The sequence below is a fragment of the Methanosarcina barkeri 3 genome (assembly GCF_000970305.1).
Taxonomy (GTDB): domain Archaea; phylum Halobacteriota; class Methanosarcinia; order Methanosarcinales; family Methanosarcinaceae; genus Methanosarcina; species Methanosarcina barkeri_A.
The window spans coordinates 3226541-3245046 of record NZ_CP009517.1 but is presented as its reverse complement, the minus strand read 5'-3'; the positions used below and the strand labels follow the sequence as shown (position 1 = coordinate 3245046).

Here is an 18506-nt window from a genome sequence, read left to right as displayed (position 1 = left end):
GAAAGTAGATTTATAAATAATAGAACTTATGAAAAGTAGATTTATAAAGAATAGAACTTACGAAAAGTAGATTTATAAAGAGTAAACTTCTAAAATAGAGTGCAGGATTTATACTTATCATTTGGCTATCAATATAAAAAGCATTTAATTTCTTTATATATCTGTAGACTCTATCTTTCTTTTATTCTGTCTTTTTAATCCCGTAAAGTCTTTTACAGAATAAATACTTAACATCACAAGTTTACAAAGTATACAGAACTAATGAAATAAGTTAAATTTTTTATCAAATTCAGGGAAGGTCAAGGTTGAAGTGGATTAAGAAACTGTTCGGAAAAAAAGAAGATTCCAGTGAGGAGAGAGGTCTCAAAGAAATCAATTTTGAAGACCTTCCCTCATGGCTGGATGCCGTGTCTCAAAAAATATCTTCCCGAGTAGAAAAGGACGTATCCGGCCTTGTAAAAGAACTTGAAGTTTCACTTTTGGCACTCAAGGAAAGTAACTCCAGGCTTGCTGAGGCTAAAGTTGAGGGAGACTTTGATATCAGGGCTGTGAAGCGAGCGAAGAGTAACAGAGAAAATGTGACAAAACAGGTCGCAACATTGACAGATAAAATCAGGGTGCAGGATAGCAGGGACTTTAAGGCTCTTGAAAGCTTCTATGGAACATCTGCACAGAGCCTCAATACCTGCCTGGAACATATGAATCAGAGTTTCAGGTATACCAGAGGTGTTTTTCCGGAAGAATCAAAAGAAGTTAGCGAAAGTCTTGCCAGCTTGGGTAAAGTTTTTAACGAGCTCGGAGAGGTAATTCGGGTAAATAAGAAAGAAATGGATGCCATAGAAGCAGCTCACTCGAATATGAATAAAGTACAGGGACTTTCGGCCTCAATAACTGCCGAAGAAATGGAACTCGAATCCAGAAATCGGAGAGTTCAGGCTTTGAAGGCTGAAACTTCCAAAGCTAGTCAGGCTCTTGAGGATTTCAGAAAAGGGCCAGTCTGGCAGAGTTTACAGAGCCTTCAGGCAGAACTTAACGCATCCAGGGAAAAAGTCAGGAAAGCCGAGACAGGTTTGAGTTCTCTTGTACTCCCACTTTCGGGTCATCTCTCAAGAATTAAGAAACTTCACGAAAGCGGAAGGTATACCTTAAAGCCGGAAGTAAAGAAACAGCTTGATATTTGTCTTGAAGCTCCTGTGCATGTAAATCCTTCTTTTTTCCCGGAACTTCGAATAATATTCGAAGATAATGCCCTGGATATGCAGACCCCGAAAAAAGAAAAAGCTCTATTACAGGTCAAATCTGCAATCTCAAACTTTCCAGAGCGAAAAAAAGAATATCTGGAAGCCCTGAAGGAGTTTGAAGCAAAGAAATTTGAACTCGAAAGCTCGAATACCGGAAAAATGGTTGAACTCGAACATAAGGAATCTGAACTTTTGAGCAGGGTTCGCTCTCTTGAGGAAGATATTGATGACTCTGAAAAGAAGCTGACCTCTTTAAGGGAAGAACTGGAGCACCAAAAGAAAAAACTTCTTTCCAATCTCAGTTTAATCGATAGTGATTTGCGTGTAAACTTCCCTAGTCCTGTCTCGGGAGGACAGCATGAGTTCAGTTAAAGCAAAGTTGTAGCTCCCGAGTCCCGTCTCGGGAGGACGGGTCCGTTTCGCTCGCTTCGTTCGCTCAAGCGGATTAATTTATTAATAAATGAGTTTTACTTCCCGAGTCCCGTCTCGGGAGGACGGGTCCGTTTCGCTCGCTTCGTTCGCTCAAGCGGATTAATTTATTAATAAATGAGTTTTACTTCCCGAGTCCCGTCTCGGGAGGACGGGTCCGTTTCGCTCGCTTCGTTCGCTCAAGAGGGCTGAATTAGAGGCAGAACAGCAGTTATTTTTCAACTTGCTGAATGAGGCTGATTTATCTGCAAACTTTTTAAAAAGGCTTGAGCGAAAACCCCAGTATACGTCCAAAACTGCATTTTTCAGGTCTGCATCTGGAAATAAACTTCCTCATAGGGCTGAACCACTACAAATCCTTCTCCCTTGAAAGCCATCTGGAATGATTCTCCACTGCTTCTTCCAACCAGGGTTTTCAGGGAAATGTCAGTTTTTATCTCAGGTTCCAGGTTTCCTGACCAGGCAACTGTAGCATTGGGGTCAGTAAAGACCGGATGACCTGGGCTTACCCGAAGAGTTAGGGGGTCCTGGTGAGTTGTAATGGCAATCATACCGGTTCCTTCAAGTTTAATGTTAAAAAGCCCTCCTGCCATCATTCCTGAAACACTTTTCATCATTTTTATATTCCAGTTTAGAGAGGTCTCAAAGGCAAGTAGATCGTTACCGTTTACAAAAAGGGAATCGTTATCAAGTTTCAGGACTGATACTTTCTTTCCTTCATCTGCGAGATAGAGCTTTCCTTTGCCCTCAGCTTTTGTAAGGCTAGCTCCCTCACCTGTAAGTGCCTTTTTCACAAAAGTACTTATTCCGTGTTCGAAAACTCCTTCCCTCGTAAAAACTATATCGCCTGTGTACGCGACCATTGACCCCCTTTTTGTCCAGACCATTCCTTCAAGGTTAACCTCAAGAAGACGTTCACGTTCCAGCTCAAAAATTCCCTGATTCAGATCCTTTTCTTCTGTGCTTTGAATAAAATCCTCTATTGAATAGCGTCCCAAGCTCTCATCTCTTTTTTATATTATATTTTCTTAACTCTTTAATAATTCAATTGTCCATACAGTTATAAAACATTTCTCTCCAACTGCATTATCAAGTTGAAAAAAGAATTTTCCCAGGCTGATTAGAAAGTTCGAACACGGAAAAGCTGGTTGAACTCAAACATAAGAAAGCTGAACTTCCGGGCAAAACTCACTCGCTTGAAGAGAATATTGAGGATTCCAAAAAAAGCTTGTCGCTTTAAGGAGAGAACTGGAACACCAAAAGGAAAAACTTCTTGCCAGTGTTAGTTTAATAGATATTCAGTAATCACAAGTGATTGAAATAAACGTTCCCATGGTTACCGTTTTCTGCAGTTATGGAGAATTATGTTGGTAAGGCTTGGACTTTTACTCAAAACTGTATAGTTTATGTATTCTGACAGTTTTTATTCCTTAATTTCCACTTCAGTAAAGTTTAAAAAAGAGGTTTGACAATGACAGAGGCGCTTTACTTCCTTGATTGTTATCTGAAAGAATTCGAAGCAACTGTCGAAAAAGTTACAGATAATCGATTTATCGTTCTTGATCGTACTGCTTTTTATCCCGAGAGCGGTGGCCAACTCAGTGATACCGGAAAGCTGGTTCGTGAATCTGATGGAGCTGAGTTTAATGTTCTGTATGTGAGTAAGTCCAATGGAGACATCAGTCACGAGATAGACAGTGAAAATGTTTCTAATGGATTAAAAACGGGGGACAAGGTAAAAGGATTCATAAATTGGGATCGTCGTTACAGGCATATGCGTATGCATACGGCGACTCATATAATAGCAAACGTAATTGAAAAAGAGGCAGGAGCTCAGATAACCGGAAACCAGCTTGGTCTTGACCAGAGCAGGGTGGATTTCAGTCTTGAAGTCTTTGATAGGGATAAATTTGCCGAATATGAGAAAATTGCCAATGACCTTATAGCCCGGAAAAGTCCTGTCGATCTTTATCTTGTAAGCCGTAAAGAAGCCGAAGAAAGGCTCTCGCGGTTAACCACACTGGCAAAAGGCTTTTCCGACGAAATAAATGAAGTTCGCATAGTCGAAATCGAAGGAGTCACTATCGAAGCCTGTGGAGGAACTCATGTTAAAAATACTGAGGAAATAAAAGGTATAAAGATCATAAAACTTCAGAATAAAGGGAAGAGCAACAGGAGAATGTACTTTACACTCCTGGACTAATCTCCAGAAATCTGAGCTTTCTTCACTTTTACTCCTTTATTGTTTTCTTTTAGTTATTTTTTTCTTTGCTGTTTTTTAGTTATTCTTTTTTGCTGTCTTTCCTTTAGTTATTCTTTTCTTTGCTTTTTTCTTTAGTTATTTTTTCTTTGCTGTCTTTCCTTTGGTTATTCTTTTCTTTGCTTTTTTCTTTAGTTATTTTTTCTTTATTGTTTTTTAGTTATTCTTTCTTTACTTACTTTCTCCTTTGTCTTTTTCTTCTAGAGGTCATATCTCAAGAAGCCTTACTTTATAAACAGAACGTACTGGTCTCGACTTTGAATTTTTAAGTCTGAATACAATTATCTAATATTATTTTATAATTTTAATAAATAATCAATGGGGGATAAGATTGCTTAAACTAGGATACAAGATCGCACCTGAACAGTTCCCTCCTTCCGAGTTGCTGCAACAGGTAATAACTGCTGAAGAGGCAGGCTTTGAAAGTATTGATGCCAGTGATCATTTTCACCCCTGGAGTGAAGAAGGACAGGCCTGCTTTATCTGGAGCTGGCTTGGTGCAGCAGCTGCGAGTACCCAAAATATCGAACTTGGAACAGGTCTGACCTGCCCTATCCTGCGCTATAATCCTGCTATCATTGCTCAGGCTGCCGCAACCGTATCGTCGATTGCAGGTGGAAGAACCTATCTTGCAGTTGGAACCGGAGAAGCTTTAAACGAATATTCCGTAACACTCGAATGGCCGCAATATGACGAGCGCCAGATACGAATGATAGAAGCAGTAGGGCTTATCCGTGAACTCTGGACCGGGCAAAAAGTCAGTTTTGATGGGTGTTACTACCGGACAAAGAACGCCAAACTTTACACGCTGCCTAAAAACAATATTCCAATTTATATTTCTTCTCTAGTGCCTGAAAGTGCATATATTGCAGGCTATTATGGAGACGGCCTTCTAACTGTAGGAGGAGAATCGGATACACAGAAATATGAGCAGATTCTTTCCGAGTTTGAAAAAGGAGCCAGGGATTCAGGTAAGAACCCGGAACATTTGCCAAAAGCAGTAGAGCTCTTCGTTGACTATGGGACAGATCCTGAAACATCTATTGAGAACTTCATGAAGTACTGGGCTGGAGCTCTTATACCTGCCCTTTTCCTGAATAAAATATATACTCCTGAAATGTCTGCTCAGAATGGAAAAGTTGTGGGCTCGGATACAGTACGAAAAAATGCTTGTTTTTCCGAAAGTTCTGAAGACCACATTAATTTTATAAAAAAATATATTGATTTAGGTTTCACACATATTTACTTACATTCGGCAGCTTCAGACCAGATAGCTTTCCTTAAAGCCTATGGAAAAGATATCTTACCGGCGTTAAAAGAGACGGGATAAATTACCTTTTCATTTTTTGGCTTGAAATTTTTTTGTTCTAGACTTCTTTCTAGAGCGCAAGGCTTATGTTTTCAGGCCTTTTATTTCAATCGAATACCCGCTAGTCTGCTGTGGGGATGGAAAACTTTTCCGGTAACAGTTGATGGTAATATAATTTCTCAATTCCATTTTCGGTTATTACCTTCTGCTCAAACTAAATTGTTTAGGGTTATTATTTCCTTTAACGGAATCTGGAGCGGTTGTGCGAACTCGTTGCTTGTAGCGGGATATGTTCGCGTCAGTACAACTTTGATTTTTCAGATTTTAATTTCGATTAGTCGATTGGAATTAAAACTGTATAAGGTCACTAAAAAGTTGATTTTATGGCAAAGGAAAGCACTCAAAACTTAACATGTGATCTCGATAGAAGAACTGCTCTTAAAGGTGAAGTTGAGCGCCAATGTATACACCTGTTTACAGGTATAACTTTAATTCTTTTAATCCGGGCAGCCGGCGATATGGCATTTCCTCTCCTGTTATTTCTGCTTGCTCTATACGTAACAGTCTCAGTAGCTATTATCATGGATAAGCTTCCGCTTCGTTTGTCTACTTTCCTGTGCAGGTGGGGAAGACCTTCAAAGCAAAATATACCACTTAAAGGTACTATCATGCTCCTTTGTGGAATAACTCTCTCTTTTCTATTATTCCCTGAAGAAATTGTATATGCTTCTATTGCTATAGTCGCATTCGGGGATTCTATAGCAACCGCTATAGGAGTGCTGGTAGGCAGGCATAAGCTGCCGTATTCGAAAGAAAAAACCGTAGAAGGGACGGTCTCAGGTATAGTAGCAGCCTTTTTACCATCTTTACTTTTTGTGACCCCTGCTCAGGCCTTTATAGGGGCTACAGGTGGGATGCTGCTGGAAAGCATTATAGGTTTGCAGACAATCCGGGAACTTAACTCGCAAATCATCTTCAAGTTTTTCTTTAATGATAATTTCTTAATTCCTTTGTTCTCAGGTTTACTCATGTATATTGTAGGTTTATATAACTGAGAATAATCTCAAGACGCACTGTAATTTTAATTATATAAAAATTATATTTTCTTTATTTGTAAAAGGAATATCTAAAACGATATTCCGAATTCTAAGATCAGTTATCGGACTGATCATCCTTCTGTTCTTTTGTGAAATCTTCTCTGGACTGTTACTTGTTTATCGTTGTTGTTTTCATTTCTTATACAATTTAGCTTTTATCTTGCACTGCTTTTCCTGAATTTACTGCTAGTGATCTGGACTCTTCTAGAAAGTCAAATATCAAGTTTGCCAGTTAGAAGAAAATAGTTTCTTTATGTTTAGGCAATTGAAGACTTTTCAGTAGAGACAAATGTTTTATCTGGTACTTTTGTAAGACGGAGATAAGCCTTGATTTCTGGCATTATCATAGGTTGAAATGCCTGTCTTCATTAGATAGACTCAGAATTGTTTTAGACTCAGAATTGTTTTAGACTCAGAATTGTTTTAGACTCAGAATTAGTTTTATACTATAAAATTACTTTTTCAAAATTATAGGCTGAAATCACACCTATTTATTTTTATATGACACCTCTGAGCTTCGGTAGCCTTCAAGAAAGTTTTTCTTATATGTGGCTAACTTATTTCCTCATGGAGTAATTTTTCGGTAGCGGGTGATCTACTAAATGGAATATTTTCTTTAAATAACCTGTTTTAAACCAAGCAATTTATCGGGGGATACTTTTCAATAGATGCTAACTAAAAACCCTTGTTTTCAGACATGTTCAGTCTTTAATTCTAAAAAAAAGCAATAAGCTTCTAGATCTAAATAGTCATCTTCTACTAAACGTTTGAGTTGAATTCTTTTTTATATTATATTTTACATAATACTCAATGGTGGGTGGGCAACTTATTGGGAAAGGCAATAGCTACCTGAATCCAGGAGGTGAACTTATAAAAAGGAGTCCACGCCGGGTTGAAGAATCTATAAATCGGCGGGGAATAGGGTATACCTGAAAGTAGAGACGACCTTGTAAAGTTTGCTGAGGATAAGCAGGCAAGCAGTAGTGTTCTGGACCTTTTGAGGGATTTCTAAAATAGAGTAACACCCTGATGATGCTACCAGAAAAATCAATATCTGGAAATCGAACACATCAAACCGTAAAACCAAATGGTTACGGGTTTACTTAGCAGGGGTTTTAGAACAGATGCAGTTTAGGTTCGGATCATATAGAAATAACGGGTTATCTCATTCAAAAGTGAGCTATCGAGTGTTATACAACCTATACGGCTGAATACACCTGAGAGTAAGTACAAAAATTTGGCAATAAAGTATTCAGATAAAGCTTTCTGTCTGAAAAGTATGTAGATCGCTAGAAAGCATGTCATACTGACATGTCAGTAAGGAATTAAAAATATATAAAATACAAAAATCGGGGGAAAATTTATGCAGACCAGTCCAATTGAAGTCCAAAAAGCTCTAAAGGACATAAATTATCCTGTAAAAAAGAAGGATCTTATTGAGCACGCTAAAAAGCACAATGCCAGTAACGAAGTAATGCAAGTACTAGAGAGTCTTCCAGACAAGGAATATACAAACGCTGCAGATGTTAGTAAGGAATTCTCTGGAAAGTAAAATCATTAATAAATAATTCGAAATATGCAAAATATGGGGAAAAGTTATGAGAACAAGTATGGCTGATGTTCAACATTCACTGGGTGGTATTGATTTTCCTAAAAACAAGAACGAAATTGTAAAGTATGCTCAGGAACATGGTGCAAGTGACGAAATAGTTTCGGACTTGCAGCAACTTCCAGACAGGACATATAACAACGCTGCCGATGTTGCTCAGGAATTTAGCGGAAAGCGTTTTGAAGGAGAGTCAAAATAAGGGACCATGTCCCTGAGAAAGCTGTAACTTTTAAAATGAACAGTTAAAGGAGACTTAACCGGAGTAAAGGGGGAAAATATATGAGAACAAGTATGGCTGACGTTGAACATGCACTGAAAGGTATTGATTTTCCTAAAAACAAGAATGAAATTGTTAGTTATGCTCAGCAACATAACGCTAATAATGAAATAATTTCTGACTTGCAGCAACTTCCAGATAGGACATATAAAAATGCTGCCGATGTTGCTCAGGAATTTAGTGGAAAGCGTTTTGAAGGAGAGTCAAAATAAGGGATCAGGTCTCTGAAACAGCTGTAAATGTTAAAATGAACTTAAAGGGGACTTGATTGGAGTAAAGGGGGAAACTTATGCATACAAGCCCTATTGAAGTTCAGAAAGCTCTAAAGGACATAGATTATCCTGTAAAAAAACAGGGCCTTATTGAGCATGCTAAAAGCATAAAGCTAGTAATGAGGTAATTGAGTTTCTCGAAGACCTTCCAGACAAGGAGTACACCAGTACTATCGACGTCAGCAAAGAATTTGAAGGAAAATAATCTTACTTTAGAGTCAGTAAGGCGCTAAATAGGGAGTGAGTAAAAAGTTTTCCCTTTATCCAAATAAAATTGGAGGCTAATAAACCTCCTTTCTTTATCCGGAATGCAGTTATCTGATAGTTATTTTCCAGGCTATTTTTGTCATAACTCTACTGCTAAAATTTATAAACCCATATTTCACAGTATTTTTTCGAAACTCAGCAACTATCTTTAAAATTTTTTGCTAAATATAGGCTGAGTATTGCGATTCCGAAATAGGTTTATAAAACTTGACTTTTGAATAGAACCTGAGGTTATGAATTTTTCCAGAAAACGAACATGATATTCTTTGAATAACATGCACAGCCAATGAAAGTGCTTGCAGATGGCAGCACTTTCATGCTAAATAAAGAATCTATTTTAGAATCGAAACCCCAGTTTTAAGTAGAATAATTTTGCAAACTTTGCTTAGCTCCTTAATACTTTAATTCCTTAGTATTATTCTGGAAACTTAAGTCTTAAAAAACTTAATGAGACACTTGAATGATAACGAAGTTTATTTGTAACTCAAACATTAATAGAGTTTAATGCAACAAATATTTCAATAATTTGAGTATGAGATGCATAGCTCATTGGAATAAATTGCTAAGCACTCGGCTTAAAAAGTAACAAAATTGTTGAAGCTTAATAAAGTTTAGTACAGTAAAAATAAATACCATTATGCTAGATATTAATAGTTCAATTAGTTCATCGAGATCCCCAGCAACAACAGTTCATAAATGAGGCTCTTTTTGAATTATTTGATATTTCTCTTTGTGTGAACTTTAACGAGAATCAAATAGGGGAAATTATATGGAAAGAAAAGGTTCCCAGAGTAGGGATCGGGGTTCCAGTAGAGAACGCAGCTATAGTAGAGAGCCACAAACGATGTACAAAGCAAAATGTTCAGATTGTGGCAAAGAAACGGAAGTGCCTTTTAAACCGGACCCTGACAGGCCTGTCTACTGCAGGGAGTGTTACGCAAAGCGCAAACCTAAAAGATACTAATATTTCGGCATCAAGCTTTATGTTTTAGTTCTAATAATCTTCAGTCAGTTTGCGAGGTTAATATTTTTACCTCAATTTCTCTTTTTCCTTACGCTTTATTTTTGTCTTTTTCTCTAGTTTTTCCTTTTTCTGTTACTTTTCCTTATGTTGCCCTGAAATTACAATAATATCCAGTCAAAATTTCAGAATAAACCAAACGTAAAATGAACCCAGTATAAAAATGAAGCTGTCTTAGATTTAAAGAGTGTTATTCCAGTCCCTCGGTTTCGAGTTCTCTTTCTAATTGCGTTATATCCAGGGATACCTGAAAGAGAGCATCTCTTCCTACATCCCTTACATTAATTTCTACGGGTTGAGATAACGTAGCTTTAATAGTTCTCCAATTTTCTCTGAAGATATCAACAATTTCCCATGGGCCGGCAGAACTGTCTTTAACCCTATCTCGGGCAAGTTGTAAAAGCAGGTGTTTCTTTTCTGTCGAAGTGAGGTTTTCAATTCCTTTGACCTCTGACTCACTTACAGTCGCCTCACCCATTTTGGATCGAGCTACCATTGGTTCTCCTGGCTCATCTTTTATCTCATTTGTTGCTTTTCTTTCCATCAGTCCACCTCTTTATTATTTTCAGCCCTATTGATAATCAATAATCAGAGCATAGGTCTGAATGTTCTTGGGTCCATGTGAATACTCTTCTGGCAATAACTGCATCTTGTCTCAAGGTGCGTTCCTGCTAGAAGAGCTCTCTCTATCTCTTCCTGAGGTGAGATGTACTGCGTCATCTCCTCTCCGCAATAGGGACACTTTATCTTCAGCCAGTCAAGCCTGGTCAGTTCTCTCAGGTTCTGTATTAGTTTTCCTAGAGCATCCTCATAAGCCTCAGAAGAAAAAACAATGGGCTGGAGGTGGTGTATAAGGATAGGTAATTCTACTTCTGCTTCTACTAGCGGAATTATAAGCTGGTCAGTTCCGACTGCAAGGCCAATCTCCTGATTTACTTCCGGAGACCCTGCACCTTTCTGTGTGAGAATCGGGATAAAACAGTCTGATTGGCGAATACCAAAACGTATCCTTTCACCTAGGGAAAGAATTCGAGCTTTCCTGTACAGAGATGAAAAGCTTTCCAGCTCTACAGCCCAGAGCGATCTGGCAAGTTCCTGAGCAAGTGGCTCGTCCTGTTCACAGTGGGATATGTATATTTTCGAGATCATTGGTTCCGTACTTTATATTTGGTGCTTCGGTTCCAAAATTAATTCTTTACTTTTGGAAAAATCCGTGATCCTCTTATATATTCAAAAATAAAATTTTATGAACCTACTTCAGAGTCGCAGTACTAGGTTACTTTGTTTTCTCTGGTTACTTTGTTTTCTCTGGTTACTTTGTTTTCTCTGGTTACTTTGTTTTCTCTGGTTACTTTGTTTTCTCTGGTTACTTTGTTTTCTCTGGTTACTTTGTTTTCTCTGGTTACTTTGTTTTCTCTGGTTACTTTATTTTTCTCTTGTTACTTTATTTTCTTTGGCTTCTTATCATGTTCAACTTCTGGCTCCGGATGAGGTATCGGTTCAGGTGAAGGAACAGGCTCGGGCTCAGGTTCAGGTATCGGCTCAGGTTGGAAAGACGGTTCTTTATCTTCTTTTGGCAAAATGACTCCTCCATTATCAGAATCTGGATTTCAGAACTTGTTTTTTAAAGACTTGTTTTCTAAAAAATTGCCATTTTTTGATTTCGTTGAGTTTCCCCTGTTAAAAAGTAAGTTATCAGAAACTTGCTTTAAATTCATTATATTTTTGAAAAATATCACTATTATGCAGTACTGAAACCTGATCGGTCATTCTTGTCTGTCAAATCAGGTACTTGTCTTGATATCAATAAGGTTAGTGTTGTTAATTATAGAAATATAGGAATCTGGGTTTCTGAACTCAGGTCAGTTATTCAAATTTCAATTTTATCTTATTCACTTATTTCAGTGACCGCAAATCAACTTAAACAGAGTAGAGATATGAAGAATAAAAATAGAAAATAAGGTCATAGGCTTGCTTTCTTTCCAAGAACATACTATATCAAAGCCAGCTGCAAAGGCACAGCAGGAATCATACCTTTGAGGAAAGCTTTTAAGCAGTATAAATCTGCAGCTTTTGAGAATGAGCAGCTTATACTCTCTTTTGAAAATACAAATTATAAAATATTTTTCTACCATTTGATATCAAGCTGAACGGAAGGTTTGATCGAAAAATTCTGTTTGAGATCTTTATCTTTCAATTGCATGATTTTCGTTATTTGTTTTTTCTTTTTGGCTATTGGGTATAAAAATAAGAAAAATTATAAAATAATTTATATAAAAACAAACGATTATACAATATAGCAGGTTATTAAACATAATGTCTCGAGCTGATGGTGTAAAACTATCTTTAGTAGCTGCAACCTGCACCTTGGTACTCGTTATTGTACCCGAAAATTTAGTCCATATTGAACTTGATTTTGCATCTAAATATTCACCTATATGGATTTTTATATTTTACCTGTTTTTGAAAGACGAAACAAAAAATAATATTTTACTATGGTACTTTTTAATGGTTTACACAACTGCTGGAATTTTAATTCTTGAAGCAATTTCTCTCTGAGCTACTGCTCTTCTATCCTTTCCATTGATTCCAACAACTTTAAAAGCAATGCCTATAATCAAAATGTCAATTTTAACGACGACAAATTTGGGTTTATAATTCCTGATTTGTTCTTGATAAAGCCGGGTTGTTTTCCGGGCTTTTAACTTTAGAAGCTTTATGAGAGATTAAAATGGAACTTGACGAAGTCATAATCACACGGGCAATTTTTGATGAGTACTCTAAAACCTTCCTTGACTACACGGAAGTTGATGTGGCGCTTATAGGAGGAGGGCCTGCAAACCTGGTGGCTGCAAAGTATCTTGCAGAGGCAGGGGCAAAGGTTGCCATTTACGAACAAAAGTTATCACTCGGGGGCGGCATGTGGGCCGGAGGCATGATGTTCCCACGTATCGTTGTACAGAAAGAGGCCTGCCGCATCCTTGATGATTTCGGGATCAGGTATAAAGAATACCAGCCAGGGTACTATGTGGCAAATTCCGTAGAGTCTGTCGGGAAGCTGATTGCTGGTGCGACTTCAGCCGGGGCTGAGGTTTTTAACCTTGTGAGCTTTGAGGATGTTATGATCCGGGAAAACGATAAGGTTACCGGAATCGTCATAAACTGGGGGCCTGTCACAGCACAGCGCTTGCATGTCGACCCTCTCATGATTCGTACAAAACTCGTAATTGACGGGACAGGGCATGATGCTGTCGTCTGCAATACAATTCTCAGGAAAATTCCCAATGCAAAAATCGGAAACCTCGGAAAGCTTGGAGAAAAACCAATGTGGTCAGAGGTCGGCGAGCGCCTGGCTGTTGACGCAACCAAGGAAATCTATCCGGGCCTGATAGTTGCTGGCATGGCTGCAAATGCCGCAACCTGCTCCCCAAGAATGGGCCCGGTTTTCGGAGGCATGCTTCTCTCGGGAGAAAAGGCTGCAAAGCTTGCCCTTGAAAAGCTTAAAGAACTCTAATACCGATCCAGAAAGAACTTTTAGCCGAACTTTGTACGTATTGAGAGCCGGAAGGCAGAAGCTTTTCTTTTCCTGAGAAGTGTCCCCTGTCCTTTCCGGCAAAAACTTTATATAAAAAAACTCCTTCTATAGCTTGCTTCAATCTGAAGTGCCAGACCCTGTGGCCGGGGTAGGGTAGAGGTCCATCCTGTGGCCCTGTGGAGGCTACGACCCGAGTTCGATTCTCGGTCCCGGCCCTAATTACTTTTTGAATTCTTATTCTCTTACTTTTTAACTAGTATTTTTTTCCTATTATTTTTTTTCTATGTATCTATTTTCTTTATTCCTCTTGCATAGATGCCTTCACATGGCTTCTGGCATTTTTACTATGGATTAAGCTTAGGAAAAGCTTGAATTTCTTAACCGTACCGACAAAGAAAACAGTGGTGAACGCAGAAATTTTTGGTGTCATCTACGGTTTATCCGTAGTTTACCTATAACTACCTTAACTACTTGTAGTTCACTGTAACTTATATCTGACTGGCCTTAACTTACTTGTAATTCACCTGTAACTTATATCTGACTGGCCTTAACTTACTTGTAATTCACCTGTAACTTATATCTGACTGGATTGTATCTGACTGGACTATATACTTCATCAAGCAAAGGAAACAAGAATTAACATGAAAGCACTTATTATAGACGGCTATGTGGATGAACCTGCCTGTCTTGGGGTTCCTCCCTACCTTTCTCCTTATCCGCGTTATATAGCAGGCGCTCTCAGAGAACGCGGGCTTTCCGAAAATGACATTCACTATCTGACCATTGACACCCTCCGAGAAAACCCTCCTGGAGCAGGGGAACTTACAGAAAAAGCAGACCTTGTTATCATTATAGCAGGCATGACGGTGCCAGGTAAATATCTTCGCGCTTCACCAATTACACTCAGGGAAATCGAGACAATTTTTCGAGCTTCACACGGGTTAAAAGTTATAGGTGGGCCTATAAGGCTCGGTTTCAGTGGGGAAGGCGGAAGGGCTGCAAAAGGTGCTGAAGATGGAATAAACTTCTCAGATGCGGTGCTTGCCAGAATGGACCTCGAGGCTTTTGTCTATGATCTTTTTATGGACGATATTATCGGAAGTTTTCCTGCTAGGCTCCAAAATCCTGAGACTGTAGAGCATCGTTTCAGGACAGTAGCCGAAATCGGGCGCTGGGGTCCCAGGGGAGCTTTTTTGATCAGGCAGCACCCTGATTATCCTTACTGCATGTGTGAGCTTGAGACATACAGGGGTTGCGGTAGACAGGTTCATTGTTCTTTCTGCACAGAACCTTTTTACGGGACTTCTGACTACCGACCTATTGAGGACGTAATTTTGGAAGTATCCACCCTTTACTCCTACGGTGCCCGCTATTTCAGAATAGGCAGGCAGCCGGACCTTTTTTCCTATCACGGTAAGGACGCTGGAGGACCTGTTCCAAAACCTGATCCAGATGCTATTGAAAGGCTCTACAGAGGAATCCGAAACTCGGCTCCGGAACTGTCTGTGCTCCACATGGACAATGCAAACCCGATTACGCTTGCAACTTATCCTGAAGAATCTGAACAGATTCTAAAGACTATAATTAAATATCATACAGCAGGGGATGTAGCAGCTTTTGGAATGGAGAGTGCCGACAGGGCAGTAATTGAAGCTAATTCCCTTAAGGCAACCCCTGAAGAAGTCTTTGAAGCAATCAAACTTGTAAATAGATTTGGAGCTGTTCAAGGCGCAAATGGGCTTCCCGAAATCCTTCCGGGGATTAATTTCGTTCATGGACTGATGGGAGAGTCCAAGAAAACTTTCCAGCTCAATTACGATTTCCTGAATGAAGTACTCGATTCTGGACTGCTACTTCGCAGAATCAATATCCGCCAGGTCATGGCTTTTCCCGGAACCCCAATCTACGGAAAAGACGAAGCTGCAAGAAAGCATAAGAAGCTCTTTCTGGACTACAAGGCACGGGTAAGGAAGAACATTGACCTTCCAATGTTACGGCGTGTAGTGCCTGAAGGTACCATACTCAGGGATGTCATGTGTGAAATACACGAAAAAGGAATTACTTTTGGGAGGCAGCTTGGTTCATACCCTTTGCTAGTTGGAATTCCCGCTTTTCTGCCTTTGCGGAAAGTTACTGATGTTACTGTCACAGGTCATGGAATGCGTTCGATTACCGGCATACCTTATCCTCTATATATTAACACCGCTTCTCATAATCTCATTAGAGAGCTTCCCGGGCTTGGAAGGAAATCTGCGGACTCAATAGTTGCCGGAATCCCCTACACTGATAGAGAAGACTTTCTCAGGCGAGTAAGTGAAGGAAATAACTTGCTCCGGTTTATTGAGATTTAATAGCCTTTTAATTTTAATACTAATTTGCTATTTAGGCCTGTGGAACACCTATCTAAATCAGCTATAATGAGCTGAAATAGGTAGGTGAAAACATGTCAAAGTTAGTGAGTTCAAATTAATGAAAACCCTTTATTATAGAGGATTTCTACAGAGCCGAAAATCTTTTATTTCAAAGTTTCTACATAGCCTAAAATTTTTTACAGGGTTTTTGTAGAGCCGTTATTTATATGTCCAACTATATGATTATGGAGTCAAGTTACCAGGTTTATAAAATTGGATTCATGTTGCATGATGTCGAATAATGGTAACTTGAAGCCTTTAACTTCCTCTAGTTCGGGGTTTACGGTGGCCCCTGAAGGTTCTTTAAAGAGTTTTCAAATTCATATTTTTCGAGATCTCCAGAGCTTTCTTTAAAATAAACACCTATTTATCCAATTGAGAATCATTTTTAATTAGGATTTCGGAGGGGATTCTTTGAGGGGGATTTTGTTGAGCAAAAGTGCGGAAAATATATCTAGAGTAAAAATTGCTCTTCAGCTTAGTTTCATTATCTGGGTCATGATTGTGATTTTCATTTTCTATGCTACGTTTGAGGCGACGACCAAAATGTACGGAACTTTTTTGTTACTATTTACGATAGTTATCTTCACTCCTTTTCTACCGGATGGGAAAGGTTATGATGAAGACAAGTCAGAGTAACTTCAAGGTAAACCGGGTTTTCTCCTGTCAGTATAGCTGTCAGTGCAGGTAACTCTCAAAACTTTACCTTTTTACATAAGTTCTCTACTATCTCAATCACGAAGATTAAGGTCCTATTATAGCTACAATAATTAAAATAACCTTTAAGGAAGAGGTTTAAACTCTAAGAGTTCTGCAAAAGGAGTTAATGGGAAGCAAAGAGTAAGGACTACAATGAGCATAGTAGCTACCAGTAGATATCTTTCGGGTTTGCTTCTGAATAAGGATTTCCTGCTCTTTATTAGCGTGACTATCATTGACGCCTAAGTAATGAATTTTATAAACTATTGTTCTTAATTGTTCTATTATTTCTGATGGTAGAAGAAGCGGAGTATATAAGGTCGGGTAGTCAAAGACCTAACCTGTATAGTCAAATACCGTCATAAACTTGCGGGTGAAATTTATGTCCCAACGTTGTGGTTCTTCAACCAGCTATTATCGATGATATCCGTGGTACGGCACTCTACGGAAAATCAGTTAATAAATCAGTTAATAAATCAGTTAATAAATCAGTTAATAAATCAGTTAATAAAACAGTTAATAAATCAGTTAATAAATCAGTTAATAAATCAGTTAATAAATCAGTTAATAAATCAGTTAATAAATCAGTTGGTGCTCCTTTATTAATTAGTTGATATTTTTGTCGACTTATAATTTAATAATTCTATGAGTGACCATTTTTTCTTAGTAATTCCAGACTCTTGTGCAGGCGTCTTTTTCTCAAAGACTCCATCTTCCTTTTCTTTTGTTAATCCCATATGATTCCTGCAAAAATTAAAATGAGTAATATAAAGCTTCATTTGGTTGAACAAGTATTTGGTTTTCTTGGAAAAGCCTATTGTTTTCCTTGAGATTCTATTGTTGTCTTGTCTGAAAGTTAGGTTTTGTCTTTCCAGTAAACTCGTTGATATTCTTTTTTGATCAATACTTTCACCGAAAACAACTTTCTTTTCAACTTTATGGAGCTTCTTCCCTTTCCTATTTTTGATAACTTGAGCATATTTCAGGTTTTTACTGGCTACTAATCTTGGTTTCTTTGGTCTTCCTCTCTTTCCTGTTCTAGGAAACTCCATCCATTCTCCGTATTTTTTCAAAAGAGCTTCAGAATAGAACTTTAATCCATCTGTAACGAAAATGGGTTTTGAATCTGAAAGACGTTTATCTGTACCCTCTATCAGTTCGTCTGCTACATACTGTTTTCTTGGTCCAATTTTAAAATCAATTATTAGCCTTGATTCAGGTGCAAAGCTTACCCACATCCATGCTCCATCATCTTCAACTTTGCTTCTTGGAGCAACTTTTTTTTATTATTACCCACAGCTCGTCCATCTCAACTCTAGAAACATTGATATCTTTCATCAAATCTTCATTTACATTATCACATTGTTTTGCTGCACGAGATAACCAATTACTGACTGTAACTGGTTGAATTTCCAGCACATCTGCAATACCTTCATTTGACATTCCTCTAATAGCCATTTTCAAAGCTAACTTAATGATGAATTCATCCTTACGAAGATTGTCAAAGAAAGTGTCTGTTCGATCGTTGAATACTCTGCCGCATTCGCGGCAGATGTATTTATGAACACTCCTGTTCTTGATTTGATATGTGCCGTTACCTACGATATTATTCTTTCCAGAAATACCATGAAATTTACAATCTTTGTTTGGACAGGAAACGCCAGTGAATTTTGGTTTTGGTCCTCTTTTACCCATTAAATATTATTATATTATATCTAATATATAAATATCAACTATATAATAATGGAGCACCAATCAGTTAATAAATCAGTTAATAAATCAGTTAGCAAGATCTGTTAGTCATTAAGATATGTTCTACTGGACTTTCTTTTCTTTCTCATCTCTTAATACGGTTGCTTTCACCTCGATTTCAATTAAGCAGTTTTTGAAATCATTTGTAGCTCCTTTCTGCCAGAAGCAAAGTAAACTGCTGATCCGGATGATGGTTATAAAGATACACAGTATCCGTAGTATCTCTAAGAAAGATAGTCCGACTGCAAAAGTAAAATAAGAGTAATCAGACTCTTAAATTTGGAAAGTAATAATTATTAGGACATTTGAACCTTTTTGGTTTGAGGA

The 18506-nt window shown here is 38.2% G+C and carries 20 protein-coding genes and 1 tRNA gene; 16 read left to right on the top strand and 5 right to left on the bottom strand.

Annotation, left to right across the window (positions count from 1 at the left end):
• The first annotated feature begins 305 nt into the window (after positions 1 to 305).
• The gene (locus tag MSBR3_RS13180) at positions 306 to 1613 is read left to right on the top strand and encodes a V-type ATP synthase subunit I domain-containing protein (RefSeq protein WP_048108701.1); all 1308 of its coding nucleotides are present in this window, start codon (positions 306 to 308) and stop codon (positions 1611 to 1613) included.
• A gap of 362 nt (positions 1614 to 1975) precedes the next feature.
• Here the strand turns inward: MSBR3_RS13180 and MSBR3_RS13175 are convergent, their stop codons facing one another.
• A complete protein-coding gene (locus MSBR3_RS13175; RefSeq protein ID WP_048108699.1) occupies positions 1976 to 2668 on the bottom strand; it encodes an AIM24 family protein in 693 nt (230 codons plus the stop codon).
• Positions 2669 to 3141: 473 nt separating this feature from the next.
• On the opposite strand from MSBR3_RS13175, the gene alaXM reads away from it, so the two are divergent.
• The 9 genes from alaXM to MSBR3_RS13135 all read left to right on the top strand — a co-directional run bounded on the left by alaXM (position 3142) and on the right by MSBR3_RS13135 (position 9725).
• Positions 3142 to 3873, top strand: coding sequence for an alanyl-tRNA editing protein AlaXM (gene alaXM, locus MSBR3_RS13170; RefSeq protein WP_048108698.1), 732 nt, complete (start codon positions 3142 to 3144; stop codon positions 3871 to 3873).
• A gap of 388 nt (positions 3874 to 4261) precedes the next feature.
• Positions 4262 to 5260 (top strand): TIGR03557 family F420-dependent LLM class oxidoreductase, encoded by a 999-nt coding sequence (locus MSBR3_RS13165; protein ID WP_048108697.1) that lies wholly within the window; start codon positions 4262 to 4264, stop codon positions 5258 to 5260.
• Between the two features lie 362 nt (positions 5261 to 5622).
• Complete coding sequence (locus MSBR3_RS13160; protein WP_048108696.1) at positions 5623 to 6294, top strand: diacylglycerol/polyprenol kinase family protein; 672 nt, start codon at positions 5623 to 5625, stop codon at positions 6292 to 6294.
• A gap of 852 nt (positions 6295 to 7146) precedes the next feature.
• Entirely contained in the window at positions 7147 to 7269 is a 123-nt protein-coding gene (locus tag MSBR3_RS21495) for a hypothetical protein (protein WP_268989085.1), read from the top strand.
• A 430-nt stretch (positions 7270 to 7699) separates the two neighbouring features.
• Complete coding sequence (locus MSBR3_RS13155; RefSeq protein ID WP_048108694.1) at positions 7700 to 7888, top strand: DUF2795 domain-containing protein; 189 nt, start codon at positions 7700 to 7702, stop codon at positions 7886 to 7888.
• Between the two features lie 46 nt (positions 7889 to 7934).
• Positions 7935 to 8144: a DUF2795 domain-containing protein gene (locus MSBR3_RS13150; RefSeq protein ID WP_048108692.1), complete on the top strand. Its 210-nt coding sequence runs from the start codon at positions 7935 to 7937 to the stop codon at positions 8142 to 8144.
• 80 nt (positions 8145 to 8224) lie between these two features.
• Positions 8225 to 8434: a DUF2795 domain-containing protein gene (locus MSBR3_RS13145; RefSeq protein ID WP_048108690.1), complete on the top strand. Its 210-nt coding sequence runs from the start codon at positions 8225 to 8227 to the stop codon at positions 8432 to 8434.
• A 77-nt stretch (positions 8435 to 8511) separates the two neighbouring features.
• A complete protein-coding gene (locus MSBR3_RS21120; RefSeq protein ID WP_230627478.1) occupies positions 8512 to 8622 on the top strand; it encodes a DUF2795 domain-containing protein in 111 nt (36 codons plus the stop codon).
• Positions 8623 to 9530: 908 nt separating this feature from the next.
• Complete coding sequence (locus MSBR3_RS13135) at positions 9531 to 9725, top strand: CxxC-x17-CxxC domain-containing protein (RefSeq protein WP_080942304.1); 195 nt, start codon at positions 9531 to 9533, stop codon at positions 9723 to 9725.
• A 247-nt stretch (positions 9726 to 9972) separates the two neighbouring features.
• Here the strand turns inward: MSBR3_RS13135 and MSBR3_RS13130 are convergent, their stop codons facing one another.
• From MSBR3_RS13130 to MSBR3_RS20705, 3 genes are all read right to left on the bottom strand, one after another.
• Complete coding sequence (locus MSBR3_RS13130; protein WP_048108686.1) at positions 9973 to 10326, bottom strand: hypothetical protein; 354 nt, start codon at positions 10324 to 10326, stop codon at positions 9973 to 9975.
• A 44-nt stretch (positions 10327 to 10370) separates the two neighbouring features.
• On the bottom strand, positions 10371 to 10931 hold the full coding sequence (locus MSBR3_RS13125; RefSeq protein ID WP_048108684.1) for a TIR domain-containing protein: 561 nt from the start codon (positions 10929 to 10931) through the stop codon (positions 10371 to 10373).
• Positions 10932 to 11221: 290 nt separating this feature from the next.
• Positions 11222 to 11362, bottom strand: a complete 141-nt coding sequence (locus MSBR3_RS20705) for a hypothetical protein (protein ID WP_196296953.1) — start codon at positions 11360 to 11362, stop codon at positions 11222 to 11224.
• Between the two features lie 736 nt (positions 11363 to 12098).
• Between MSBR3_RS20705 and MSBR3_RS13120 the strand changes: the two genes are divergently transcribed.
• The 6 genes from MSBR3_RS13120 to MSBR3_RS20700 all read left to right on the top strand — a co-directional run bounded on the left by MSBR3_RS13120 (position 12099) and on the right by MSBR3_RS20700 (position 17041).
• Positions 12099 to 12341 (top strand): hypothetical protein, encoded by a 243-nt coding sequence (locus tag MSBR3_RS13120; RefSeq protein ID WP_048108682.1) that lies wholly within the window; start codon positions 12099 to 12101, stop codon positions 12339 to 12341.
• 172 nt (positions 12342 to 12513) lie between these two features.
• On the top strand, positions 12514 to 13296 hold the full coding sequence (locus tag MSBR3_RS13115; protein ID WP_048108680.1) for a sulfide-dependent adenosine diphosphate thiazole synthase: 783 nt from the start codon (positions 12514 to 12516) through the stop codon (positions 13294 to 13296).
• A gap of 163 nt (positions 13297 to 13459) precedes the next feature.
• Positions 13460 to 13532 (top strand) — tRNA-His (locus MSBR3_RS13105).
• Between the two features lie 426 nt (positions 13533 to 13958).
• Positions 13959 to 15668, top strand: a complete 1710-nt coding sequence (locus MSBR3_RS13100; RefSeq protein ID WP_048108677.1) for a radical SAM protein — start codon at positions 13959 to 13961, stop codon at positions 15666 to 15668.
• A gap of 489 nt (positions 15669 to 16157) precedes the next feature.
• Complete coding sequence (locus MSBR3_RS13095; protein WP_230627476.1) at positions 16158 to 16367, top strand: hypothetical protein; 210 nt, start codon at positions 16158 to 16160, stop codon at positions 16365 to 16367.
• A gap of 455 nt (positions 16368 to 16822) precedes the next feature.
• Positions 16823 to 17041, top strand: coding sequence for a hypothetical protein (locus tag MSBR3_RS20700; RefSeq protein ID WP_196296952.1), 219 nt, complete (start codon positions 16823 to 16825; stop codon positions 17039 to 17041).
• On the opposite strand, the gene MSBR3_RS19530 is transcribed toward MSBR3_RS20700, so the two are convergent.
• A protein-coding gene (locus tag MSBR3_RS19530; protein WP_155396818.1) for an IS1 family transposase occupies positions 17030 to 18122 on the bottom strand; the annotation gives its coding sequence in 2 pieces (ribosomal slippage) (positions 17030 to 17711 and positions 17710 to 18122; 1095 coding nt in all). The two genes, MSBR3_RS20700 and MSBR3_RS19530, sit on opposite strands and share 12 nt — an antisense overlap.
• Positions 18123 to 18506 lie beyond the last annotated feature (384 nt).

Bases quoted from the DNA above. Each gene is read 5' to 3' on its own strand.
- MSBR3_RS13145 (WP_048108690.1), top strand. From the start codon at position 8,225: ATGAGAACAAGTATGGCTGACGTTGAACATGCACTGAAAGGTATTGAT.
- alaXM (WP_048108698.1), top strand. From the start codon at position 3,142: ATGACAGAGGCGCTTTACTTCCTTGATTGTTATCTGAAAGAATTCGAA.
- MSBR3_RS13125 (WP_048108684.1), bottom strand. From the start codon at position 10,931: ATGATCTCGAAAATATACATATCCCACTGTGAACAGGACGAGCCACTT.
- MSBR3_RS21495 (WP_268989085.1), top strand. From the start codon at position 7,147: ATGGTGGGTGGGCAACTTATTGGGAAAGGCAATAGCTACCTGAATCCA.
- MSBR3_RS13150 (WP_048108692.1), top strand. From the start codon at position 7,935: ATGAGAACAAGTATGGCTGATGTTCAACATTCACTGGGTGGTATTGAT.
- MSBR3_RS13120 (WP_048108682.1), top strand. From the start codon at position 12,099: ATGTCTCGAGCTGATGGTGTAAAACTATCTTTAGTAGCTGCAACCTGC.
- MSBR3_RS13160 (WP_048108696.1), top strand. From the start codon at position 5,623: ATGGCAAAGGAAAGCACTCAAAACTTAACATGTGATCTCGATAGAAGA.
- MSBR3_RS13135 (WP_080942304.1), top strand. From the start codon at position 9,531: ATGGAAAGAAAAGGTTCCCAGAGTAGGGATCGGGGTTCCAGTAGAGAA.
- MSBR3_RS13100 (WP_048108677.1), top strand. From the start codon at position 13,959: ATGAAAGCACTTATTATAGACGGCTATGTGGATGAACCTGCCTGTCTT.
- MSBR3_RS21120 (WP_230627478.1), top strand. From the start codon at position 8,512: ATGCATACAAGCCCTATTGAAGTTCAGAAAGCTCTAAAGGACATAGAT.
- MSBR3_RS13130 (WP_048108686.1), bottom strand. From the start codon at position 10,326: ATGGAAAGAAAAGCAACAAATGAGATAAAAGATGAGCCAGGAGAACCA.
- MSBR3_RS13115 (WP_048108680.1), top strand. From the start codon at position 12,514: ATGGAACTTGACGAAGTCATAATCACACGGGCAATTTTTGATGAGTAC.
- MSBR3_RS13155 (WP_048108694.1), top strand. From the start codon at position 7,700: ATGCAGACCAGTCCAATTGAAGTCCAAAAAGCTCTAAAGGACATAAAT.